The following is a 21,676-nucleotide window of genomic DNA, read 5'->3' on the forward strand; positions in this document are numbered from 1 at the left end:
GAAGCTGTCCGGCGCCGCGGCCCGCGTGCGAAGGTTGAGTCGTGGCGCATCCATCGGTTCGCAGGCGAGTGCGCAGCATGACGCTGGCGGTCTGGCACTACGTCACTAGCGCGCCGCTGACCTATGGCTGGTTGTTGGTGCTGATGATCACCACGATCATCCAGACCCATCTCACCGGCAGGGAGCTGCACTCGGTACTGCTGCACCGCTCCACCAACATTCACGAACTGGGCAGGGATCCGCTCGATGTCCTGTTCTCCAGCCTGCTGTGGATCGACGGCAAGAACTTCGAGCCCTACCTGCTGCTGTTCACCCTGTTTCTCGCGCCGGCCGAACACTGGCTCGGCCAGCTGCGCTGGCTCACAGTGGGATTGAGCTCGCACATCCTGGCCACCTACATCAGCGAAGGCATCCTCTACTTCGCGATCGAGGACCATGACGCCCCGCAACGGCTGGTGCACGCCCGCGACATCGGGGTCAGCTATTTTCTGGTCGGCGTGATGGCCGTGCTGACCTACCACATCGCCCGGCCATGGTGCTGGGGCTATCTCGGGGTGCTGTTCGTCATCTTCGGTTTCCCGCTGATCACCATGGGTAACGAACTGAACTTCACCGCCATCGGGCACTTCACCTCGATTCTGATCGGCCTGTGCTTCTACCCGATGACGCGCACGCGTTCCAAGGGCAGCCGGCAGCTCGGTCCGGCGCGCCTGCGGGGCATCGTGCGCCGCGGCGTGCCGCCGGCCACCCCGAGCTGATGCCGGCGCCCGCGCGCAACCGAAAAACCGTGGGCGCCAAGCCCCCGCGACGGTGCCACGTAATCTGACTCTGATGCGGCATTACTACTCGGTAGACGCGATCCGCCAGGCCGAAGCGCCACTGCTGGCCAGCCTGCCCGACGGCGCTTTGATGCGACGCGCGGCCTATGGGCTGGCCACCGAGATCATCGGCGAGTTAGCGGCGCGCACCGGCGGGGTAACCGGGCGACGTGTGTGCGCGGTCATCGGCTCCGGAGACAACGGCGGAGACGCGTTGTGGGCGGCCACCTTCCTGCGCCGTCGCGGCGCGGCCGCCGACGCGATCCTGCTCAACCCGGAGCGCACCCACCGCAAAGGCCTGGCGGCGTTCCGAAAGGCCGGCGGTCGCGTCGTCGAAAGCGTCTCGCCGACAACCGATCTCGTCATCGACGGCGTGGTGGGCATCTCCGGCTCCGGAGCGCTGCGGCCCGCCGCGGCCGAGGTGTTCGCCGCCGTCAACGATGCCCGAATCCCGGTGACCGCCGTCGACATACCCAGCGGCATCGACGCGGCGACCGGCGCAATCACCGGCCCCGCCGTGCGCGCCGTGCTGACCGTCACCTTCGGCGGCCTCAAACCCGTGCACGCGCTGGCTGATTGCGGGCGGGTCCGGCTGATCGACATCGGGCTCGACCTGCCGGGTGCACCGAACGTCGCAGCGTTGGGGTTCGAGGCCGCCGACGTGGTCGCCCGCTGGCCGGTGCCCGGGCCCCACGACGACAAGTACTCGCAGGGCGTCACCGGCGTGATGGCCGGCTCGTCGACCTATCCGGGCGCCGCCGTGCTGTGCACCGGCGCCGCCGTCGCCGCCACCTCCGGCATGGTCCGCTACGCCGGCAGCGCGCACCGCGAGGTGCTCGCGCACTGGCCGGAGGTGATCGCCTCGCCCACCCCCGCCTCGGCCGGCCGGGTGCAGTCCTGGGTCGTCGGCCCGGGACTGGGCACCGACGACGTCGGGGCCGCGGCGCTGTGGTTCGCGCTGGAAACCGACCTGCCGGTGATCGTGGATGCCGACGGGCTGACCATCCTGGCCGCGCACCCCGAGTTGGTGGCCAACCGCACCGCGCCGACGGTGCTGACCCCGCACGCGGGTGAATTCGCGCGGCTGGCGGGTAACCCGCCGGTGGATGACCGGGTGGGCGCGTGCCGCAAGCTGGCCGACGCGTTCGGCGCCACGGTGCTGCTCAAGGGCAACGTCACCGTCATCGCCGACCCGGGCGGCCCGGTCTACCTCAATCCGGCCGGGCAGTCCTGGGCGTCCACCGCCGGCTCCGGTGACGTGTTGTCCGGCATGATCGGCGCGCTGCTGGCCGCGGGCCTGCCGGCGGTCGAGGCGGCCGCCGCCGCGGCCTTCGTGCACGCGCGCGCGGCAGCGTGCTCGGCCGCCGACCCCGGCCCCGGCGAGGCCCCTACCTCGGCCTCGCGCATCGTGCCGCACATCCGAGCCGCCCTGGCCGCCCTATAGAGAGGATCTCGTCGTGCCCCAACACCCGTCCATGCCCGCCCACTCGATCGCGCCCGCCTACACCGGCCGCCTGTTCACCGCGCCGGTGCCGGCGCTGCGGATGCCCGACGAGTCGATGGATCCCGAGGCTGCCTACCGCTTCATCCACGACGAGCTGATGCTCGACGGCAGCTCCCGGCTGAATCTGGCCACCTTCGTGACGACCTGGATGGATCCCGAGGCCGGCAAGCTGATGGCCGAGACGTTCGACAAGAACATGATCGACAAGGACGAATACCCGGCGACCGCGGCCATCGAGCAGCGCTGCGTGTGCATGGTGGCCGACCTGTTCCACGCCGACGGGCTGCGCGACGACGACCCGTCCAGCGCCACCGGGGTGTCGACGATCGGTTCCAGCGAGGCCGTGATGCTCGGCGGTCTGGCGATGAAGTGGCGGTGGCGCGAGAAGGTGGGCCGGAAAAAAGGGGGGGACTGGAAGGGCCGCACCCCGAACCTGGTGATGGGCTCCAACGTCCAGGTGGTCTGGGAGAAGTTCTGCCGCTACTTCGACGTCGAACCGCGCTACCTGCCGATGGAGGAGGGGCGCTACGTCATCACCCCCGAGCAGGTCGTCGACGCCGTCGACGAGGACACCATCGGGGTGGTGGCGATCCTGGGCACCACCTACACCGGGGAGCTGGAACCCATCGCCGAGATCTGCGCGGCCCTGGACAAGCTGGCCGCCGGCGGGGGAGTCGACGTCCCCGTGCATGTCGACGCGGCCAGCGGCGGATTCGTCGTGCCGTTCCTGCACCCCGAGCTCAAGTGGGACTTCCGGCTGCCGCGGGTGGTGTCGATCAACGTCAGCGGCCACAAGTACGGGCTGACCTACCCCGGCGTCGGGTTCGTGGTGTGGCGCAGCAAGGAGTACCTGCCCGAGGATCTGGTGTTCCACGTCAACTACCTGGGCGGCGACATGCCGACCTTCACGCTGAACTTCTCCCGGCCCGGCAACCAGGTCGTCGGCCAGTACTACAACTTCCTGCGGCTGGGACGCGAGGGCTACACGCAGGTGATGCAGACGCTGTCGTCGACCGCACGCTGGCTGGGCGAGCAGCTGCGCACCGGCGAGCACTGTGAGCTGATCTCCGACGGTTCGGCGATCCCGGTGGTCAGCTTCCGGCTCGCCCGCGGGCTGGGCTACACCGAGTTCGACGTCTCCCACGAGCTGCGCGGCTACGGCTGGCAGGTGCCGGCCTACACCATGCCCGACAACGCCACCGACATCTCGGTGCTGCGCATCGTGGTGCGCGAGGGCCTGTCCGCCGACCTGGCCCGGGCCCTGCACGACGACGCCCGCACCGCGCTGGCCAGCCTCGACAAGCTCAAGCCGGGCGGGCACTACCGCGCCGAGCACTTCGCGCACTGACGGTTGGTCCGGAGGCGCCGAGCGCTCTGGGACAATGGCTGCCGTGTCCGCAACGCCGATATCCCTGACCCCGGGCGTCCTCGCCGAGGCCCTGGTGGACCTGGGCGCGATTGAGCACAACGTGCGGCTGCTGTGCGAGCAGGCCGGCGGCGCGCAGGTGATGGCGGTGGTCAAGGCCGACGGCTACGGCCACGGGGCCGCCCAGACGGCGCGCGCCGCGCTGGCCGCGGGGGCGGCCGAATTGGGCGTCGCCACCATCGCCGAGGCCCTGGCGCTGCGCGCGGACGGCATCACCGCGCCCGTGCTGGCCTGGTTGCACCCGCCCGGCATCGACTTCGGCCCCGCGCTGCTGGCCGACGTGCAGATCGCCGTGTCCTCGGAGCGCCAACTCGACGACCTGGTGGACGCGGCGCGCCGCACCGGACGGACCGCGACCGTCACCGTCAAGGTGGACACCGGACTGAACCGCAATGGGGTGCCGCCCGCGCAATACCCCGCGCTGCTGACCGCGCTGCGCCGGGCCGTCGCCGAGGAGGCCGTCGTGCTGCGGGGTCTGATGTCGCACATGGTCTACGCCGATGAGCCCGCCAACCCCGTGAACAACCTTCAGGCCCAACGCTTCGCCGCCTTGCTGGCCCAGGCGCGCGATCAGGGCGTGCGGTTCGACGTGGCGCACCTGTCGAACTCGTCGGCCACCATGTCTCGTCCCGACCTGGCCTTCGACATGGTGCGCCCCGGCATCGCGATCTACGGGCTGAGCCCGGTGCCCGAGCGTGGCGACATGGGTCTGGTGCCGGCGATGACGGTGAAATGCTCTGTGGCGCTGGTGAAGTCGATCCGCGCGGGGGAGAGCGTGTCCTACGGCCACACCTGGACCGCGCAGCGCGACACCAACCTCGCGCTGCTGCCGGTCGGTTACGCCGACGGCATCTTCCGGTCGCTGGGCGGGCGGCTCGAGGTGTTGATCAACGGCAGCCGGCGCCCGGGCGTCGGGCGGATCTGCATGGACCAGTTCGTCGTCGACCTCGGCCCGGGGCGCATCGACGTGGCCGAAGGCGACGAGGCGATCCTGTTCGGGTCCGGCGCGAGCGGCGAGCCCACCGCGCAGGACTGGGCCGACCTGCTCGGCACCATCCACTACGAAGTCGTGACCAGCCCCCGCGGGCGGATCACCAGGACCTACCGCGAGGCGCGAACCGTTGAGTCCTGAGGAACCCCGCAGGCGCCGCAAGGGCAGGGCCTGGCTTGCGGGAGGCGCGGGGGTAACCGCCGTGGCCACCATCATCGGCGCCTCGGCCCGCCGGTCGATGACCCAGCGCGCCACGGTCGAAGACCCCTATGCGAACGAGGATTTCAACCGGCTCGAGGACGACGCCGGCCTGGTGGTGACCACGCCCGACGGGATTCCGCTGGCGGTGCGCGATACCGGCCCGGCCGATGCGCCGTTGACGCTGGTCTTCGTCCATGGGTTCTGCCTGCAGATGGGCGCGTTTCATTTTCAGCGCACCCGGTTGCCCGAGCAGTTGGGCCCCGACGTCCGGATGGTGTTCTACGACCAGCGCGGCCACGGCAGGTCCGGCGAGGCCGACCCCGAGACCTACACGCTGACCCAACTCGGCAGGGACCTGCAAACCGTGCTGAACGTGGTGGCACCGCGCGGAATGATCGTGCTGGTGGGCCACTCGATGGGCGGCATGACGGTGTTGTCCCACGCCCGCCAGTTCCCCGAGCAATACGGACGCCGCATCGTGGGCGCCGCGCTGATTTCGTCCGCGGCCGAAGGGGTGTCCAGGTCACCGCTGGGCGAGATCCTGAAAAATCCTGCGCTGGAAGCGGTTCGGGTCGCCGCGCGGTCCGCGCCGAAGCTGATGCACAGGGGGCGCAACGTGTCCCGGTCGTTGATCGGCCCGGTGCTGCGGGCCGCCTCCTACAGCGACCTGCAGGTCAGCCGCAGCCTGGACGCGTTCTCGCAGCGGATGATGAACAGCACCCCGATCCCCACCATGGTCGGCTTTCTGGACGCGCTGGAAAAGCACGACGAGACCGCCGGGCTGTGGACGCTGCTGCGGGTCCCGACGCTGATCGCGTGCGGCGACCACGACCTGCTCACCCCCGATGAATATTCGCGCAAGATGGCCGCCAGCCTGCCGCAGGCCGAGCTGGTCATCGTCGTCGGCGCGAGCCACCTGGCGCTGCTGGACAAGCCCGACGCCATCAACGGCGGGCTGGTCCGACTGGTTCGGCGGGCCACCCCGGGCAAGGCGGCGCTGCGCATGCGGCGGATGCGAGAAAGGTTGCGGCGCCGTGGCTGAACTCGACGGCGGCACCGCGACCTGTGACCGGGTCGAGGACACCATGGCGCTGGGCTCGCGGCTGGCGCAACACCTGCGGGCGGGGGACGTGGTGGTGCTCTCGGGTCCGCTCGGGGCGGGAAAGACCGTGTTGGCCAAGGGGATTGCGGCGGCGATGGATGTCGACGGGCCGGTGACCTCGCCGTCCTACGTGCTGGCACGCGTGCATCCGCCGCGGCGCGCGGGCGCCCCGGCCATGATTCACGTCGACATGTACCGGCTGCTCGACCACACCGACAATCAGGGCGCCGATCTGCTCGCCGAGCTCGATTCGCTGGACTTGGACAGCGATCTCGACGACGCTGTCGTGGTGGTGGAATGGGGCGAGGGCCTGGTCGAGCGGCTCGCCGAGCGGCATCTGGACATCCGGCTCGAGCGCGTCACCGGATCCGACGTGCGGATCGCGACCTGGCGGTGGGCCGACAACGCCGACAACGCCGACACCGGGGGCGAGTCATGACGATCGTCCTTGCCCTCGACACCTCGACCCCGGCGGTGACGGCCGGCCTGGTGCGGCGTGACGACCTGTGCGTGTTCGCCGAGCGGGTCACCGTCGACGCCCGGGCCCACGCCGAACGCCTCACCCCGAATGTCCTTGCTGCCCTGGCCGATTCGGGGCTGACGATGGCCGACCTGGGCGCCGTCGTGGTGGGCTGCGGACCGGGCCCGTTCACCGGCCTGCGCGCGGGCATGGCCACCGCCGCCGCCTACGGGCACGCACTCGGCATCCCCGTGCGCGGCGTGTGCAGCCTGGACGCGATCGGCGTGCGGACCAGCGGGGACGCCTTGGTGGTGACCGACGCCCGCCGCCGCGAGGTCTATTGGGCCCGCTACCGCGACGGCGTGCGCACCCACGGCCCGGCCGTCAACGCGCCGGCCGACGTCGACCCGGGTACCGCGGCGGCCGTCGCCGGCTCACCCGAACACGCCGCCCTGTTCGGCTTGCCGGTGGGTGAACCGAGCTGCCCGACACCGGCCGGACTGGTTGCGGCGGTGGCCGATTGGTCCGTCGACCCCGAGCCGCTGATGGCCCTGTACCTGCGTCGGCCCGACGCCAAACCGTTGGCCACGCGGCGATGACCGCCCACAGCGAGCCCGCGACCCTCGGCGGCCTGACCCGGGCCGACGCCCAGCGCTGCGCCGAGCTGGAGGCGCAGCTCTTCGACGGCGACGACCCGTGGCCCGCGGCGGCATTCCATCGCGAATTGGCCAGTGCCCACAACCATTACGTGGGCGCGCGGGTGGGCGAGACGCTGGTCGGCTACGCCGGCATCTCGCGATTGGGCCGCACCCCGCCCTACGAATACGAGGTGCACACCATCGGCGTGGATCCGGCGTACCAGGGCCGGGGCATCGGCCGCCGGCTGCTCGACGAGCTGCTGAGGTTCGCCGACGGCGGCGCCGTGTACCTGGAGGTCCGCACCGACAACCAGGCGGCCATCGGGCTGTACACCAGCGTCGGGTTCGAGCAGATCGGCCTGCGCCGCCGCTATTACCGGGTCAGCGGCGCCGACGCGTACACGATGCGGCGGGAGGCCCACGGCGCATGACAACCATTCTTGCCATCGAAACCTCCTGCGACGAAACGGGAGTCGGCATCGCCCGGCTGGACCCCGACGGCACCGTGACGCTGCTGGCCGACGAGGTGGCCTCCAGCGTCGACGAACACGTGCGGTTCGGCGGCGTGGTGCCCGAGATCGCCTCACGCGCGCATCTGGAGGCGCTGGGACCGGCCATGCGCCGCGCGTTGTCGACCGCCGGGCTGGACAGGCCCGACGTCGTCGCGGCCACCATCGGGCCCGGGCTGGCCGGCGCCCTGCTGGTGGGAGTCGCTGCGGCCAAAGCCTATTCGGCGGCCTGGGGGGTGCCCTTCTATGCGGTGAACCACCTGGGCGGGCATCTGGCCGCCGACGTCTACGAGCACGGGCCGCTGCCCGAGTGCGTGGCGCTGCTGGTCTCCGGCGGCCACACCCACCTGCTGCACGTGCGTTCGCTCGGCGAGCCGATCGTCGAGCTGGGCAGCACCGTCGACGACGCCGCCGGCGAGGCCTACGACAAGGTGGCGAGGCTGCTGGGGCTCGGCTACCCGGGCGGCAGGGTGCTCGACGAGCTGGCCCGCACGGGTGATCGCGACGCGATCGCCTTCCCGCGCGGCATGACCGGGCCGCGTGACGACCCCTACGCGTTCAGCTTCTCCGGCCTCAAGACGGCCGTCGCGCGCTACCTGGAAAGCCACCCCGACGCGGTGAACGCCGACATCGCGGCCGGCTTTCAGGAGGCCGTCGCCGACGTGCTCACCAAAAAGGCCGTGCGCGCCGCCACCGGGCTGGGCGTGCGGACCCTGCTGATCGCCGGCGGGGTGGCCGCCAATTCTCGACTGCGCGAGTTGGCGGAGCGGCGCTGCGCCGAGGCGGGCCTGACGCTGCGCATCCCCAAGCCCCGGCTGTGCACCGACAACGGGGCGATGATCGCCTCGTTCGCGGCGCATCTGGTCGCCGCGGGGGCGCCGCCGTCGGCGCTGGACGTGCCCAGCGACCCGGGGCTGCCCGTGGTGAAAGCGCAGGTGAGTTGATGTTCGCTGAGCGCGGACACGCCGACGCTGGAGAAGCAGCAGGGGGCCCTTGAGTGCTAGCACTCGCATGTATAGAGTGCTAGGTGGCAATCGGCCAAGCCCTGTGTCGGCACCCGCGACGACGGCGCTCGGGCGCGGACGAATGCCGAACACCTGATAACTCGGAAGGTGCGGGCTCAACCCGTGCCGGCCGTCAACTCCGGTCCGGGCGCGTCCCGGACCCGACCCAACAGTGGAGGCTCCAATCGTGGCGAAGGTGAATATCAAGCCACTCGAGGACAAGATTCTCGTGCAGGCCAACGAGGCCGAGACCACGACCGCGTCTGGTCTGGTCATTCCTGACACCGCCAAGGAGAAGCCGCAGGAAGGCACCGTCGTCGCAGTCGGCCCCGGCCGGTGGGACGAAGACGGCGCGAAGCGCATCCCGCTGGACGTCTCGGAAGGCGACACCGTCATCTACAGCAAGTACGGCGGCACCGAGATCAAGTACGGCGGCGAGGAGTACCTGATCCTGTCGGCACGCGACGTGCTGGCTGTCGTCTCCAAGTAAGAACCGTGTTCCGCCCCGGCGATCCCCGCGTCCCGCGCGGGTGATTTCCGGGGCGGCATGCGTTTGGGGCTAGTGGCGATCGCAAGCGCGGCGAAGCCGGGCGAAGCGGGTCGCCACCATTCAAACAAGGAGCCTGATGAGCAAGATCATTGAGTACGACGAGACCGCGCGTCGCGCCATCGAGGCGGGCGTGAACACGCTCGCCGACGCGGTACGGGTGACGCTCGGGCCGCGCGGCCGGCATGTGGTGCTGGCCAAGGCATTCGGTGGCCCGGCGGTCACCAACGACGGTGTGACCGTCGCGCGTGAGATCGACCTGGAAGACCCGTTCGAGAACCTGGGCGCCCAGCTGGTGAAGTCGGTGGCCACCAAGACCAACGACGTCGCCGGCGACGGCACCACGACGGCGACCGTGCTGGCGCAGGCGCTGGTCAAGGGCGGCCTGCGGCTGGTCGCGGCCGGCGCCAACCCCATCGAGTTGGGGGCGGGGATCAGCAAGGCCGCCGACGCGGTGTCCGAGGCGCTGCTGTCCGCGGCCACCCCGGTCTCCGGCAAGGACGCGATCGCGCAGGTGGCGACCGTGTCCTCGCGCGACCAGCTGCTGGGTGAGCTGGTCGGTGAGGCGATGACCAAGGTCGGCACCGACGGCGTGGTCAGCGTCGAAGAATCCTCGACGCTGAGCACCGAGCTCGAGTTCACCGAGGGCGTCGGTTTCGACAAGGGCTTCCTGTCGGCGTATTTCGTCACCGACTTCGACTCCCAGCAGGCCGTGCTCGACGACCCGGTGATCCTGTTGCACCAGGACAAGATCAGCTCGCTGCCTGACCTGCTGCCGATGCTGGAGAAGGTCGCCGAATCGGGCAAGCCGCTGTTGATCATCGCCGAGGACATCGAGGGCGAGGCGCTGGCCACCCTGGTCGTCAACTCCATCCGCAAGACGCTGAAGGCCGTCGCGGTCAAGGCGCCGTTCTTCGGCGACCGCCGCAAGGCGTTCCTGGAGGACCTGGCGATCGTGACCGGCGGCCAGGTGATCAACCCGGACGCGGGCCTGTTGCTGCGCGAGGTCGGCACGGACGTGCTGGGCTCCGCCCGCCGCGTGGTGGTCAGCAAGGACGACACCGTCATCGTCGACGGCGGCGGCACCAAGGATGCGGTGGCCAACCGCATCAAGCAGCTGCGCGCCGAGATCGAGGCGAGCGACTCCGACTGGGACCGCGAGAAGCTGCAGGAGCGGCTGGCCAAGCTGGCCGGCGGTGTGGCGGTGATCCAGGTGGGCGCGGCCACCGAGACGGCGCTCAAGGAACGCAAGGAAAGCGTCGAGGACGCCGTCGCGGCCGCGAAAGCGGCTGTCGAGGAAGGCATTGTCGCCGGTGGCGGCTCGGCGCTGCTGCAGACCCGCAAGGCGCTGGAGACGCTGCGCGCATCGCTGAGCGGCGACCAGGCACTGGGTGTCGGCGTCTTCTCCGAGGCGCTGGCGGCGCCGCTGTACTGGATCGCCACCAACGCCGGGCTCGACGGCGCGGTCGCGGTGCACAAGGTGACCGAGCTGCCCAACGGCCACGGCCTGAACGCGGACAAGCTGACCTACGGCGACCTGATCGCCGACGGCGTCATCGACCCGGTCAAGGTCACCCGCTCGGCGGTGCTCAATGCCGCGTCGGTGGCCCGGATGGTCCTGACCACCGAGACGGCGGTCGTCGACAAGCCGGCCGAGGAGGCCGACGACCATGGCCACGGTCATCACCACCACCACTGAGTGAACGACGACAAGCGCCCCCGGTTGCATGGCCGGGGGCGCTTGTTTGTTAGCTGACCGCGCCCACGAGCCGCGGTTGAGCGTCTACGGTCGCGGCATGGACCGCATCTGGCAGTGGGCGTGGGATCGGTATAAGGCGAGATACTCGTGGGCGATTGGCGCGGTCCTCTACGCCCTGACCCTGCCGATCTTCCTTCTTCCGTCGTTCTGTGTTGTCGCTCTGGAAGGATCTGGCCACTACGTCGAGACCGTCACCGTGAACATTGTCGCCGGGTTGGTGCTGGTGTACATGCTCGTGCTTCCTGGCCGGGGCGGCAGTGGTGTCGTGGACCGTTGGGCGGCCGGCCGGGATGTTGATCGGGCGCGGGCATTGCACTCCACCTACAGGTGGGGCCGGCGGACAATTGCCCGAGCCGTGGTGGTCACCGCTGTCTGGGCTGCCCTGCTCTTGGTCGTCGTGGCTGGGATCGCCGGGGCGTCGGGGTGGCGGCTGGTCCAATACGGGATCATGGGCGCCGCAATGGGAACGGGCATCCAGCTCATCGGTGTGCACAGCTTCGTGGAAGCGGCGCTGCGGCCGGCCAGGTCTGCTATCGCTGATAGCACTGCAATCGGCGACTCCCTGCCTCGGTCTCATCCGAGCTTTGCGGCGTGGGTGAACGTCTCCATGCTCGGCGTCGCGTTCACGTTCGCCCTCTCAAGTGCGCTGCTGGCGGTGGTTTTCGAGCGAGCTGGACGTTTCCCGCTGCTTTACCTCCTGATCGCGGCCGGGATGATCCTCTGCTTCGCGGTACCTATCACCGTCGCCGCGGTGTTCGCGCCTTCGCTGCGGCCGATTCGCGACCTGGCCGAAGGGACGAAACGGGTTGCGGCGGGCGACTACAGCCGGCGCCTGCCAGTGGTTCAGGACGACGACCTTGGCGCGTTGGCCGCGTCGTTCAACCGCATGCAGGCGGGATTGGCTGAGCGGCAACGACTTCAGGGCGCGTTCGGGACCTATGTCGACCCGGCTCTAGCCGCGCGACTGCTCGAGCAAGGTGACGACGTCTTCACCGGCGAGCGCCGCGAGGTGACAGTGATGTTCGTCGACGTCCGCGACTTCACCCCGTTCGCCGAGGCCAACACTGCCGAGGACACCGTCGCCCGGCTTAATGCTTTGTTCGAGATCGTGGTGCCTGCGGTGGTCGATGCCGGTGGCCATGTCAACAAGTTCCTCGGCGACGGCGCGCTGGCCGTCTTCAACGCCCCTAACGATCTTGCCGATCATGCCGACGCGGCGGCGAGCGCGGCCTTGCGCATTCAGCACTTGGTAGCCGAACGATTCGGCGGAGCAGTGCGGGTCGGCATCGGGATCAACACCGGTGCGGTGATCGCCGGAACCATCGGCGGCGGAGGCAAACTCGAATTCACGCTCATCGGTGACGCCGTGAACGTCGCCGCCCGCGTCGAACAGCTCACCAAGACCACCGGGGACGCGATCCTGTTGACCCAGCAGACCGTCGACGCCTTGGCTTCTCGACCGGCCGGACTCGTCGACCGGGGATCCCACGAATTGAAAGGCAAGTCAGCCGCTGTCAACGTCTTCGGGCTCGATACAGCGGTTCGTCGCGTCGAGTGAAGGCGGTGGTGCCGCGCACTACTTCACCGAAATCCCGCCGTCCACCGGCAATGTGACTCCGGTGATATAGCGGCCCGAGCGCCCACAGAGGTAGACCATCGCCTCGCTCACATCCGCGGCTTCGATGAGCTCTACCGGCAGCGGCGCCTGCAACGCTGATGCACCTTCGGGATGCTCGGCCATCAATTGGGCAAAAGGTTCGTTGACGATCATCGGCGTCGCGACCCCGGTCGGATGCACCGTGTTGACGCGAATGTTTTTCTCCGCCAGGGAGGTTGCGTAGTACCTCATCAGGCCGACAACGCCGTGTTTTGCTGCGTGGTAGCCGGCCAAGCCGTGGCTGCGGCTACTGAACGTCGGGCAAAGGCTGTTCAACCCAGCGGTCGAGCTCGTGATCACGATGGCCCCGCCCTCGCCATGGTCGAGCATCCCGGGCAGGGCCGCCTCGACCGTGTAGTACACGCCGTTGAGCATCACACTGACCGAATCGACGAAGGCAGCGATGTCATGGCGCTGTTCGCCGACCCCCGGCAGGATCCCGGCGTTGGCGAGTACGAAATCGATTCTGCCGAACTCGGCCAGGCCGTTGGCGACTGCGGTTCGTAGCACCTGGAAATCGCGGACGTCGCCCTGCGCTGCGACGATCCGGCGGCCGGTCTTTTCGACCAGGTTGACGGTCTCGTCGAGATCCTCTGGGGTGGTCATCGGGTAGGCGACACTGTCGATCTGACCGCAGAGATCGACGGCGATGATGTCGGCACCCTCCTCGGCGAACCGCACCGCATGCGACCGACCTTGCCCACGGGCGGCGCCGGTGATGAACGCGACCTTCCCATCGAATTGCTTCGACATGACGCTCTCCCTTCGGTTGTGAGCCGAGTATCCGCCGAGCGGCTCGGGTTTGATCGGGTAATCGATTACTCGCTTTTGCTCATGCTCGGCGGCATCTCGGCGTTTACTTTCGCGGCATGGACCGCATCTGGCAATGGGCGTGGGATCGGCACGGCGCGAGGTATACGTGGGTGGCCTTCGCGATCACCGTCGTCCTGGGGGCGCCGACCTTCCTCGGATGGTCGTTTGTCGTTGTCGCGTTCCAGAAGTCGGATCACTACGTCGAGGCGGCCGCGGTCACCCTGGTCGGCATGCTGGTGCTGCAGTACCTGGTGGTACTTCCCGGCCTAGGCCGCCTGCGCCTTGCCGAGCGGTGGGCGGCCGGCCGCGAGGTCGACGCGGCCAGGGCGCTGGAGCAGACCTATGTCTTCGCGCGCGGGTGCGCCGCCCGGGCCGTGGGTGTCACCGCGGTCTGGGCCGCGCTGCTGTTCGGCGGTGTCGGTGTGATCGCCGGGGCGAGCGGGTCGCGGCTGGTGCAGTTCGCGGTGCTGGGCGCCGTCATCGGAGGCGTCGCCCAGCTGGCCTCCGTGCACAGCTACGTGGAAGGGGCGCTGCGGCCGGTGCGGGCCGCCATCACCGGTGACAGCGGGATCGGTGATTCCCTGCCGCGCTCTCGGCCGACCTTCGCCGCCTGGGCGAACGTGTCCATGCTGTCGGTCGCGTTCACGAACGCCGTCACCGCCGCGATAGTCGCGATCGTGTTCGCCCGCGTCGTCGATGCGCCCCTGCTGGCCATCGGGATCGGGAGCGTGCTATTGATCGGCTTCACCATGCCGGTCAGCGTCGGCGCCATCTTCGCACCGTCCCTTCGACCCATTCGCGACCTCGCCGAGGGAACCGAACGCGTTGCCGCCGGCGACTACAGCCGGCGCCTGCCAGTGGTCCAGGACGACGACCTCGGCGCGTTGGCCGCGTCGTTCAATCGCATGCAGGCGGGTTTGGCTGAGCGGCAACGACTTCAGGGCGCGTTCGGGACCTATGTCGACCCGGCTCTGGCCGCCCGACTGCTCGAGCAGGGTGACGATGTGTTTTCCGGGGAGCGCCGCGAGGTGACGGTGATGTTCGTCGACGTCCGCGATTTCACCCCGTTCGCCGAGGCCAACACTGCCGAGGACGCCGTCGCCCGGCTTAATGCTTTGTTCGAGATAGTGGTGCCTGCGGTGGTCGATGCCGGTGGCCATGTCAACAAGTTCCTCGGCGATGGCGCGCTGGCCGTCTTCAACGCCCCTAACGATCTTGCCGATCATGCCGACGCGGCGGCGAGCGCGGCGTTGCGCATTCAGCACTTGGTAGCCGAACGATTCGGCGGAGCAGTGCGGGTCGGCATCGGGATCAACACCGGTGCGGTGATCGCCGGAACCATCGGCGGCGGGGGCAAACTCGAATTCACGCTCATCGGCGACGCCGTGAACGTCGCCGCCCGCGTCGAACAGCTCACCAAAACCACCGGGGACGCGATCCTGCTGACCCAGCAGACCGTCGACGCGCTGCGGTCCCCGCCAATGGGACTGACGGCCAGGGGTTTTCACGCCCTGAAGGGAAAGTCGGCCGAGGTGCAGGTGTTCGGCATCGGCCCCGCGTCGGCGGCGACGTCGTAGACGGTGTCGATGCCGTAGTCTGCACTCGTATTCCACACTCCACGAGGAGTCCCGCCCATGACGCAAGTGCTGCAGACCGAGGTGTGTGTTGCCGGCGGCGGTCCCGCCGGGATGGTTCATGCTCTGCTGCTCGCCCGGGCCGGAATCCGGGTCGTGGTCTTGGAGAAGCACAACGACTTCCTGCGCGACTTCCGCGGCGACACCGTGCACCCGTCCACCCTGCGGATCATGGACGAGCTGGGGTTCATCGACGAGTTCCTGCGGCTACCGCACACCAAGATCGACCGGGTCGCCTTCGACACCGACGGCTCCATTCGCACCTTCGGCAATTTCAAGGTGCTCAAGCGGCTCGGTTTCCGGCAGCCCTATATCGCCATGATGCCGCAGTGGGACTTCCTCGACTTCCTCGCCGAAAAGGCTTCTGCCTACCCCGAATTCACCTTGCTTCGCAATGCCGAGGTCACCGACGTCATGGTCGAAGGCGACCGGGTGGCCGGGGTGCGCACGCCGGACCTCGAGGTGCGCGCCCAGCTGGTGATCGCCGCGGATGGACGCAAGTCCGCGGTGCGCGCCGCGGCGGGGCTGCAGACCGCAGCGGCGCACTCGCCGATGGATGTGCTGTGGTTCCGGCTGAAATGGCGTCCCGGCGACCCCCAGGAACTGTTCGCGGTGCTGCGCAAGGGCCTGATGATGGCGATGATCTACCGGGGCGATTACTGGCAGATCGCCTATTTGATGCCGAAGGGATCGAACCCGCGGCAGGGATCCCTCGAGGAGTTCAAGGAGCGGATCGCGACCGCGCAACCGCGGCTGCGAGAGCACGTCAACGACCTGAGTTCGTGGGACGACACCAGCGAACTCGACGTGCGGGTGGATCGGCTCGCGACGTGGTGGCGAACGGGCCTGCTGTGCATCGGCGACGCGGCGCACGCCATGTCGCCGGCCGGCGGGGTCGGCATCAACCTCGCGGTGGCCGACGCGGTGGCCGCGGCCAACGTCCTGTGCGCCCCGCTGCGCGAGGGCCGGGTGACCGACGAAGACCTCGCGAGAGTGCAGCGGCGGCGCGAGCTACCCACCCGGATCGTCCAGGCTTTTCAGGTGTTCATGCAGGACAGGGCGATCGCGCCCAACTTGAGCGGTGACCTGTCCCCGATTCGCGTCCCCAAGATCGTGGGTATGGGTCCGCTGCAAGCGATTCCGCCGATTTTCGTCGGACGTGGTTTTCGTCCCGAGCATGTCCGCACGCCGGATGTGCACTCCCGGTAGCGCCGTCAGAGCCCGGCGATGACGATGACGACGCCGACCACGATGCACGGCGCCAGGGAGACCAGCAGGACGCTGACCAACTTCTCCTTTGCCGCCGAGGCCTCGTGGTCGCCGGTCGCGATCGGCGCGAGCCTGCCGCCGGCGCCCCATGCCGCCGCGAGCAGCGTCGCCAACCAGTTCGCGTAGGCGGCGTAGACGACGAGGGCCGCCGCCGTGATTGCCCACGCCTCGGGCAGGTGGACGTGCGGCCAGAGCAGGCCCAGCAACACGAGGAACATGCCGTTGAGGACCCCCTCGAGGTGACTCGACAGCGCCATGCGCCGGTTTTTCAACACGGGCAGGGGCAATCCGGTGAACAGTCCGAGCAGGAACAAGACCAGCCCGAGGGTGAACAGCAGCGTCTGCATGTCAGCACACTAGGGGCGTTTGGCGGCGCCTGCGGTCGATTGCGGGCGAAGCGAGTACCCGCGACGCGGTCGGCGACGAAGATGGCCCCCATGGGTAGGCCGATATTTTCTATCACTCCCGGCTATGGCGACCACCAGCTCCGGGAGTTCCACTATGCGCAGGCCGTTCGCTACGGGGACCGGGTGGAGACGGCCGGGCAGGGAGGGTGGGACGAGCACTGGCGCTATCCGGAGTCGGCGCGCGACGAGATCATTGCGGCTTTCGACAACGTCGAACGAACGTTGTCGACGGCGGGAGCCTCCTGGCGCGACGTGGTGCACGTGCACTCCTATCACGTCCCCGGAGCGGATGGCCGGATCGGGTCCGAGCACCTGGACACCATGGTCGAACAGTTTCGCCGGCGGATGGGCGAGCACGCGCCCCTGTGGACATGCATCGGCGTCGCCGCGCTGGCGAGTCCGAAGATGCGCGTCGAGATCCAAGTCACCGCGGTCGTCTGAGCCGTGACTAACGCGGTGCGGTGAGTCCGGCCGGCACGGAGGCGCCGAGATGCTCCAGCAACGTGGCCAGCTTGTGATCCAATTCGATTCCTACCGTGGTGATTTGGGGTGTGTTGAAGCTGCTGAACCGCGTGCTGGGTTGGTCAACGGTAAACCATGTGGTGCCGTCGGCGTCCTCCACAATGGCAGTGCGCAACGGCGCATAGAGCAGAACGGCCGGGTTGTACCGGTACATCTTCTGCGCGATCGTGTGATTGCCCATCAGGTACTCGACGCACCGGCCGCGGTCGCCGGCCAGCCGCATCAGCGACGTGAAATCGTGTGACCAATAGAGAATGAAGCCGTGCGGCGCGTTCTGGGCGGTGGCCTCTAGAACGGTCTGCCAGTCAGCTTCTCGTTCGATGAGGGAGTCGAATATCTCGCTCTGGAAAGCGGGCACCGCTTGCTCGTAGCGATTCTTGAACCCGTCGAACGTGTCGTCGATCTGGATCGTCAACCGGTCGACCAGATGTGAGGCCGTCTCGATCGATCCGTGCAGTGATTTGGTCATGGTGTTTCCTCGTTACAGTTGTTTATCGAAATACGTTGGAAGGCAGCGCTTGTCAGGACGCAATTCCCAGTTCGGCAAGCCTGGTCCGGTTCTGCTCGAGCCATTCGCGCTCGTGGCCGGACGCGGGGATGAACAAGCCGGCATCCATGACATTCGTGGGATCGACTTCGGCGATCGAGATCCATAGGTCGGCCTCGGGCTGGCCCGAGTTACGCGTCCAGATCTGCGCGAGCTGACGCAGCATTGCCTGCCGCGTCATGAGGTCACGTCCGTGGCGGTTGAAGCCGAGAATCAACGACTGCGTTGCCCGTTTGCCGGCCGTGAAGCAGTCGCCCTCGGGGAGTTCGTGAAAAAGCACTTTGACCCACGACGCCAACGCTCCGGTGACGTCGCAGTACATGGTGGTCATCTCCTCGGCGATCTTGGCTTTCGCGGACCGGGTCAGTAGGCCCTTCGGGCTGTAGCACTGGTAGACGGGCATGGCGTTCCTTTCGTGGTGCGGAGCGAGGCTCCGGCGAACAGAGATACTATGTCGTGCGACATACTTACAACTAGAGCCGAGATTACTGCGCTATCCGGGCGCCGGCAAGGAACTATGTATGATGGACGACATGCCAAGGAAGAGTGACAGCAAGGCGCGGATGACCGCCGCCGCGCGGCGCTTGTTCCGCGAACACGGTTACCTCGGCACTGCCCTGTCGGACGTCGTCACCGAGAGCGCCGCCCCGCGCGGGTCGATCTACTTTCACTTCCCGGGCGGGAAGGAAGAACTCGCCAGCGAGGTCGCCCTTCTGCACGCTTCCGACCGCATCGCAGACATCAACCGCGCGGCGGCCAACACCCGCACCGCCGCTGAACTGATCGCGGCGTTTATCGGGCGCGAACGCGATGAACTGGTGTCAAGCAACTACCGCGAGGGGTGCGCGGTCGCTCCCATCGTCATCGAGTCGACGCCCGCGTCCGACCAACTCAGCGATGTGACGCGGCGAGCCTTCCAGGATCTGATCACCACGCTCGCCGCCCGGCTCACCGAGAAAGGCCTGAGCCACGACAGGGCCGTGCAGCTGGCAACGAGTGTGTGGATCAATGTGGAGGGCGCGCTGATCCTCGGCCGCGCCCTGCGTAGTCCCGAGCCATTCGACACAGCGATCACCCAACTGACCGCAGTCGCCGATGCCGACTAGGCGACGCGAAACACCCCCGATCCCTTGCGGATCGGGGGTGTTCCCTTTCATGGTGGCTCGAGCGTCAGCGCCCGGGAGAAAAGGTAGGCGGTGTCGTGACGGTCGTGGTCGGTGTCGACGTCAGGGTCGGGCTGCTGGTGACCGTGACGGTGCTGGTGCTCGTACTGGTGGATGCCGGCGGCACCACGGTGGTGGTGGTGCTGGTCGTGACGCTGGTGGTCGACGAGGTTGTGGTGGTCGACGACGCCGCGATCACACCGCAGGCCAGCCGCTTGCCGGATTCACCCGTCGGGGCGGTGCTGCCTAGATTGTCCGCAGTCTGGTGGATGATCAGCGCGGTGCCCGCACTGTTTCTCAGGTCAGCGGAGGTGAACGCGTTGCTGGTGGTGACCAGTTTGGCCGAACCGTCGGAGCGCACCTGCAAGGCGGTCAGGTCGCCGCTGGCCGGGTAACTCGTGTGATTGGCCGCCTGGTAAACGCTTCCGGCGGAGTCGAAGTCCCCGCTCGAGCCGCCGCTCGGCGCAGCCGAATTGGCCTCGCACTTGCCGACCGCGTGGATCTGCAGCCCGTGGAAACCGGGGCTGAGCACCTGGTTGGGTCCGGCTTCCACGGTCACCGTCGCATAGCCGTTGGCGAATTCGAACGTGGCGTTGGCCACCGGACTGCCGTCGGCGGTCTTCAGCTGGGTGGTCAGCCGCTCCGCGCCGGGGGTCGAGCTGGTCAACGGTGACGTATTGGGCTGGCTGCCTTGCTGGTTCGAGCACGCGGCTAGCGAGGCCACGGTCGCGGTGAACGCCGCGACCGCAAAGCATGCGGCCTTGTTCATTTGCGGTGCCTACCCACATTGGCCCGCGCCGAAACGGCCTACTCCGCGGGTTTGCGCACCTCGCTGGCCAGGTCGCGGTAGTCCCAAACCAGGTCGACCACCTCTTGCGCGGCCCGCCCCGCCGCGCCGGCGATCAAACCCACGATGCGGCCGAGGTGGGTCGCCGTCGTGTTCACGGCCTCAAAGACGTTGTTAATAGCGCGATCTGCCGCGGTGTCGGCCATCTGCGTTCCCCTCCGTTAGGCGTCCCCGGCGACCAAGCCTACCGGCCCAGCGACCTCGGCAGGGCCCTGCGGCCGCGGACTCGAACAGTTGTCGAGGGGGTTCGATGCGGCCGGGTGGTGCGCCCGAACATCCGCGTCGCGCGTGTCCTCGCTCGAATCCATTGGGGCGGGCGCAAATCGCGCGCGCCGTGCGGGACTTAGGCCGACCGGCGGATGGTGCGCCCCCGGCCGATGTCGCCCTTGAGCAGCAGGTCGCGCTCGGACTCGGACAGGCCGCCCCAAACCCCGTAGGGCTCACCGACTTCGAGGGCGTGCGACCGGCACTCCTGGATGACCGGGCACTGCCGGCACATTTCCTTCGCGCGCTGCTCGCGCTGCATGCGGGCCCGGCCACGTTCACCGTCGGGGTGGAAGAACATCGACGAGTCAACGCCGCGGCATAAGCCCTGCAGTTGCCAATTCCAGATGTCGGCGTTGGGTCCAGGTAGCTGCTCCGGCTGTGGCATTGGTTCGTTCCCTCTCTGCACCGCCCGCTCGAGGTCAGGTTCGTGAAAGCGGTTGGGTGCAACTTAAATTAAGTGGAGTGGAGTCACCGATGACTACCCGTCATGCGTAGACGTTAGGGGCGGCGGTGAATTTCCGTCAATAGCCACTTAGCCCGGCAAAGTATGTGCCCGTTGGAGCAGAATTAACTTTGCGTTCATCTCGATTGAAATTGCGAAACGTATGCCGTGCTACCAGGCGGTTGGCCGAAACGAGATTGCCCAGCTCAGCGCGTGGTAGGGGGATAAGGCGAATTTATCCATGGGCTATAGTGATTAACGGTTCGGTAACATGAAGACCACAAACTGTTTACTACATCATTGTGATTGAAACTCGTCACACTTCCGTGATTGGGCGGCGGCTGGCCGACGCCGCCTTCGGGGACCGCCCCGCCGACTGGCCGCTGCCGTCGGCGACGACGCCGGAGGAACTGTGGCTGCGCGCCGTGGCGGCCGGGGGCCAGGGGCGCTACGGCGCCGCCTACCGCGACCTCGCGGTGCTGCGGCGCATCGCGCCCACCGGGCGGATGGCGTCGCTGGGCAGGAGCACGCAGGGGTCGTTCCTGCGCCAGCTCGGTTGGCACGGTGTGGCGCGGGGCTGGGACGGGCGCGCCCTGGCGCTGGCCGGCGGCGACCCCGAGGCGTGCGCCGACGCGCTGATCGGGCTGGCCGCCGACGCGCTGGGCGTCGGGCGCTTCGCGGCCGCGGCGACGCTGCTGGCGCGCACCGATCCGCTGCTTGCGTCGCCGAATTCCGAAGCGGCGGTGCCCGATCGGCTGCCGGTGCGCCGACGATGGGTGGCCGCGGAACTGGAGATGGCCCGCGGCGAAGGCGACGCCGCCGTCCGCCACGCCGGCGAAGGCGTGGAGCTGGCGGCGGCCATGACGGTCGCATCGCCTCGCCACCGGGTCAAAAGCGAAGTCGTGCTGGCCGCCGCGCTGTGCTGCGCGGGCGACCTCGAGCGTGCCCGCGCGGTAGCGGACGCCGCGCTGACGGATGCGGGCCGGTTAGGGCTGCTGCCACTGCGTTGGGCGCTGGCTTGCTTGCTGATCGATATCGGAAGCGTCACGTTTGTGGCACACCAACTGCACGAAATCCGCGATGTCTGCGCAGGCCAGGTGCGGCGCGCCGGTGGAACGTGGCGTTCCGCTTGAAACGGCCTCCCGACCG

Annotated in this window: 24 protein-coding genes; 17 read left to right on the forward strand and 7 right to left on the reverse strand. The window is 68.4% G+C overall.

Features of this window, described 5'->3' with window-relative positions; translation table 11 throughout:
* Window positions 1–77: 77 nt before the first annotated feature.
* From A9W96_RS17385 to A9W96_RS17440, 12 genes are all read left to right on the forward strand, one after another.
* Entirely contained in the window at window positions 78–758 is a 681-nt protein-coding gene (locus A9W96_RS17385) for a rhomboid-like protein (protein ID WP_067141564.1), read from the forward strand.
* 73 nt (window positions 759–831) lie between these two features.
* Window positions 832–2,262 carry a bifunctional ADP-dependent NAD(P)H-hydrate dehydratase/NAD(P)H-hydrate epimerase gene (locus A9W96_RS17390; RefSeq protein WP_067141567.1) on the forward strand — a complete coding sequence of 477 codons (1,431 nt, stop codon included), beginning with the start codon at window positions 832–834 and terminating at the stop codon, window positions 2,260–2,262.
* A gap of 31 nt (window positions 2,263–2,293) precedes the next feature.
* The gene (locus A9W96_RS17395; protein WP_156753043.1) at window positions 2,294–3,670 is read left to right on the forward strand and encodes a glutamate decarboxylase; all 1,377 of its coding nucleotides are present in this window, start codon (window positions 2,294–2,296) and stop codon (window positions 3,668–3,670) included.
* A gap of 43 nt (window positions 3,671–3,713) precedes the next feature.
* The gene (alr, locus tag A9W96_RS17400; protein ID WP_067022016.1) at window positions 3,714–4,880 is read left to right on the forward strand and encodes an alanine racemase; all 1,167 of its coding nucleotides are present in this window, start codon (window positions 3,714–3,716) and stop codon (window positions 4,878–4,880) included.
* Complete coding sequence (locus tag A9W96_RS17405) at window positions 4,870–5,982, forward strand: alpha/beta fold hydrolase (RefSeq protein WP_066866330.1); 1,113 nt, start codon at window positions 4,870–4,872, stop codon at window positions 5,980–5,982. Before alr ends, A9W96_RS17405 begins: the two co-directional genes overlap by 11 nt.
* Entirely contained in the window at window positions 5,975–6,481 is a 507-nt protein-coding gene (gene tsaE / locus A9W96_RS17410) for a tRNA (adenosine(37)-N6)-threonylcarbamoyltransferase complex ATPase subunit type 1 TsaE (RefSeq protein WP_156765290.1), read from the forward strand. Before A9W96_RS17405 ends, tsaE begins: the two co-directional genes overlap by 8 nt.
* Window positions 6,478–7,101, forward strand: a complete 624-nt coding sequence (gene tsaB, locus A9W96_RS17415) for a tRNA (adenosine(37)-N6)-threonylcarbamoyltransferase complex dimerization subunit type 1 TsaB (protein ID WP_067141570.1) — start codon at window positions 6,478–6,480, stop codon at window positions 7,099–7,101. Before tsaE ends, tsaB begins: the two co-directional genes overlap by 4 nt.
* Window positions 7,098–7,571, forward strand: coding sequence for a ribosomal protein S18-alanine N-acetyltransferase (gene rimI, locus A9W96_RS17420; protein WP_066881077.1), 474 nt, complete (start codon window positions 7,098–7,100; stop codon window positions 7,569–7,571). Before tsaB ends, rimI begins: the two co-directional genes overlap by 4 nt.
* On the forward strand, window positions 7,568–8,593 hold the full coding sequence (gene tsaD / locus A9W96_RS17425) for a tRNA (adenosine(37)-N6)-threonylcarbamoyltransferase complex transferase subunit TsaD (protein ID WP_067141572.1): 1,026 nt from the start codon (window positions 7,568–7,570) through the stop codon (window positions 8,591–8,593). Before rimI ends, tsaD begins: the two co-directional genes overlap by 4 nt.
* A 247-nt stretch (window positions 8,594–8,840) precedes the next feature.
* On the forward strand, window positions 8,841–9,143 hold the full coding sequence (gene groES / locus A9W96_RS17430) for a co-chaperone GroES (RefSeq protein ID WP_064950356.1): 303 nt from the start codon (window positions 8,841–8,843) through the stop codon (window positions 9,141–9,143).
* A gap of 136 nt (window positions 9,144–9,279) precedes the next feature.
* A complete protein-coding gene (gene groL / locus A9W96_RS17435; protein ID WP_066866337.1) occupies window positions 9,280–10,899 on the forward strand; it encodes a chaperonin GroEL in 1,620 nt (539 codons plus the stop codon).
* A gap of 97 nt (window positions 10,900–10,996) precedes the next feature.
* A complete protein-coding gene (locus A9W96_RS17440; RefSeq protein WP_067141609.1) occupies window positions 10,997–12,517 on the forward strand; it encodes an adenylate/guanylate cyclase domain-containing protein in 1,521 nt (506 codons plus the stop codon).
* 18 nt (window positions 12,518–12,535) lie between these two features.
* Here the strand turns inward: A9W96_RS17440 and A9W96_RS17445 are convergent, their stop codons facing one another.
* Window positions 12,536–13,369, reverse strand: coding sequence for a mycofactocin-coupled SDR family oxidoreductase (locus A9W96_RS17445; protein ID WP_066866341.1), 834 nt, complete (start codon window positions 13,367–13,369; stop codon window positions 12,536–12,538).
* 116 nt (window positions 13,370–13,485) lie between these two features.
* Between A9W96_RS17445 and A9W96_RS17450 the strand changes: the two genes are divergently transcribed.
* Window positions 13,486–15,006: an adenylate/guanylate cyclase domain-containing protein gene (locus A9W96_RS17450; RefSeq protein ID WP_067141575.1), complete on the forward strand. Its 1,521-nt coding sequence runs from the start codon at window positions 13,486–13,488 to the stop codon at window positions 15,004–15,006.
* 57 nt (window positions 15,007–15,063) lie between these two features.
* Complete coding sequence (locus A9W96_RS17455; RefSeq protein WP_082972383.1) at window positions 15,064–16,272, forward strand: FAD-dependent oxidoreductase; 1,209 nt, start codon at window positions 15,064–15,066, stop codon at window positions 16,270–16,272.
* Window positions 16,273–16,277: 5 nt separating this feature from the next.
* On the opposite strand, the gene A9W96_RS17460 is transcribed toward A9W96_RS17455, so the two are convergent.
* Entirely contained in the window at window positions 16,278–16,679 is a 402-nt protein-coding gene (locus A9W96_RS17460; protein WP_066866853.1) for a hydrogenase, read from the reverse strand.
* Between the two features lie 90 nt (window positions 16,680–16,769).
* Between A9W96_RS17460 and A9W96_RS17465 the strand changes: the two genes are divergently transcribed.
* Entirely contained in the window at window positions 16,770–17,180 is a 411-nt protein-coding gene (locus tag A9W96_RS17465) for a Rid family hydrolase (protein WP_067141578.1), read from the forward strand.
* Between the two features lie 7 nt (window positions 17,181–17,187).
* Here A9W96_RS17465 and A9W96_RS17470 read toward each other — a convergent pair whose 3' ends face one another.
* Together A9W96_RS17470 and A9W96_RS17475 are read right to left on the reverse strand one after the other, a co-directional pair.
* The gene (locus A9W96_RS17470) at window positions 17,188–17,730 is read right to left on the reverse strand and encodes a DUF302 domain-containing protein (RefSeq protein ID WP_067141581.1); all 543 of its coding nucleotides are present in this window, start codon (window positions 17,728–17,730) and stop codon (window positions 17,188–17,190) included.
* A gap of 52 nt (window positions 17,731–17,782) precedes the next feature.
* Window positions 17,783–18,211, reverse strand: coding sequence for a tautomerase family protein (locus A9W96_RS17475; RefSeq protein WP_067141583.1), 429 nt, complete (start codon window positions 18,209–18,211; stop codon window positions 17,783–17,785).
* Between the two features lie 118 nt (window positions 18,212–18,329).
* Between A9W96_RS17475 and A9W96_RS17480 the strand changes: the two genes are divergently transcribed.
* A complete protein-coding gene (locus A9W96_RS17480) occupies window positions 18,330–18,914 on the forward strand; it encodes a TetR/AcrR family transcriptional regulator (RefSeq protein WP_231999717.1) in 585 nt (194 codons plus the stop codon).
* Between the two features lie 64 nt (window positions 18,915–18,978).
* Here the strand turns inward: A9W96_RS17480 and A9W96_RS17485 are convergent, their stop codons facing one another.
* The 3 genes from A9W96_RS17485 to A9W96_RS17495 all read right to left on the reverse strand — a co-directional run bounded on the left by A9W96_RS17485 (window position 18,979) and on the right by A9W96_RS17495 (window position 20,470).
* A complete protein-coding gene (locus tag A9W96_RS17485) occupies window positions 18,979–19,740 on the reverse strand; it encodes a superoxide dismutase family protein (protein WP_066866862.1) in 762 nt (253 codons plus the stop codon).
* A gap of 38 nt (window positions 19,741–19,778) precedes the next feature.
* Window positions 19,779–19,964 (reverse strand): hypothetical protein, encoded by a 186-nt coding sequence (locus A9W96_RS17490; RefSeq protein ID WP_066866864.1) that lies wholly within the window; start codon window positions 19,962–19,964, stop codon window positions 19,779–19,781.
* A 197-nt stretch (window positions 19,965–20,161) separates the two neighbouring features.
* Window positions 20,162–20,470, reverse strand: coding sequence for a WhiB family transcriptional regulator (locus tag A9W96_RS17495; RefSeq protein WP_064883744.1), 309 nt, complete (start codon window positions 20,468–20,470; stop codon window positions 20,162–20,164).
* 359 nt (window positions 20,471–20,829) lie between these two features.
* Between A9W96_RS17495 and A9W96_RS17500 the strand changes: the two genes are divergently transcribed.
* Window positions 20,830–21,660: a hypothetical protein gene (locus A9W96_RS17500; RefSeq protein WP_067141585.1), complete on the forward strand. Its 831-nt coding sequence runs from the start codon at window positions 20,830–20,832 to the stop codon at window positions 21,658–21,660.
* Window positions 21,661–21,676 lie beyond the last annotated feature (16 nt).

The organism is Mycobacterium sp. 1245852.3, assembly GCF_001669335.1.
GTDB lineage: Bacteria > Actinomycetota > Actinomycetes > Mycobacteriales > Mycobacteriaceae > Mycobacterium > Mycobacterium europaeum_A.

Excerpts from the sequence above, each read along its gene's own strand:
- A9W96_RS17385 (WP_067141564.1), top strand. The coding sequence starts at position 78 with ATGACGCTGGCGGTCTGGCACTACGTCACTAGCGCGCCGCTGACCTAT.
- A9W96_RS17390 (WP_067141567.1), top strand. The coding sequence starts at position 832 with ATGCGGCATTACTACTCGGTAGACGCGATCCGCCAGGCCGAAGCGCCA.
- A9W96_RS17395 (WP_156753043.1), top strand. The coding sequence starts at position 2,294 with ATGCCCGCCCACTCGATCGCGCCCGCCTACACCGGCCGCCTGTTCACC.
- tsaB (WP_067141570.1), top strand. The coding sequence starts at position 6,478 with ATGACGATCGTCCTTGCCCTCGACACCTCGACCCCGGCGGTGACGGCC.
- rimI (WP_066881077.1), top strand. The coding sequence starts at position 7,098 with ATGACCGCCCACAGCGAGCCCGCGACCCTCGGCGGCCTGACCCGGGCC.
- tsaD (WP_067141572.1), top strand. The coding sequence starts at position 7,568 with ATGACAACCATTCTTGCCATCGAAACCTCCTGCGACGAAACGGGAGTC.
- groL (WP_066866337.1), top strand. The coding sequence starts at position 9,280 with ATGAGCAAGATCATTGAGTACGACGAGACCGCGCGTCGCGCCATCGAG.
- A9W96_RS17440 (WP_067141609.1), top strand. The coding sequence starts at position 10,997 with ATGGACCGCATCTGGCAGTGGGCGTGGGATCGGTATAAGGCGAGATAC.
- A9W96_RS17445 (WP_066866341.1), bottom strand. The coding sequence starts at position 13,369 with ATGTCGAAGCAATTCGATGGGAAGGTCGCGTTCATCACCGGCGCCGCC.
- A9W96_RS17450 (WP_067141575.1), top strand. The coding sequence starts at position 13,486 with ATGGACCGCATCTGGCAATGGGCGTGGGATCGGCACGGCGCGAGGTAT.
- A9W96_RS17455 (WP_082972383.1), top strand. The coding sequence starts at position 15,064 with ATGACGCAAGTGCTGCAGACCGAGGTGTGTGTTGCCGGCGGCGGTCCC.
- A9W96_RS17460 (WP_066866853.1), bottom strand. The coding sequence starts at position 16,679 with ATGCAGACGCTGCTGTTCACCCTCGGGCTGGTCTTGTTCCTGCTCGGA.
- A9W96_RS17465 (WP_067141578.1), top strand. The coding sequence starts at position 16,770 with ATGGGTAGGCCGATATTTTCTATCACTCCCGGCTATGGCGACCACCAG.
- A9W96_RS17470 (WP_067141581.1), bottom strand. The coding sequence starts at position 17,730 with ATGACCAAATCACTGCACGGATCGATCGAGACGGCCTCACATCTGGTC.
- A9W96_RS17475 (WP_067141583.1), bottom strand. The coding sequence starts at position 18,211 with ATGCCCGTCTACCAGTGCTACAGCCCGAAGGGCCTACTGACCCGGTCC.
- A9W96_RS17480 (WP_231999717.1), top strand. The coding sequence starts at position 18,330 with ATGATGGACGACATGCCAAGGAAGAGTGACAGCAAGGCGCGGATGACC.
- A9W96_RS17485 (WP_066866862.1), bottom strand. The coding sequence starts at position 19,740 with ATGAACAAGGCCGCATGCTTTGCGGTCGCGGCGTTCACCGCGACCGTG.
- A9W96_RS17490 (WP_066866864.1), bottom strand. The coding sequence starts at position 19,964 with ATGGCCGACACCGCGGCAGATCGCGCTATTAACAACGTCTTTGAGGCC.
- A9W96_RS17495 (WP_064883744.1), bottom strand. The coding sequence starts at position 20,470 with ATGCCACAGCCGGAGCAGCTACCTGGACCCAACGCCGACATCTGGAAT.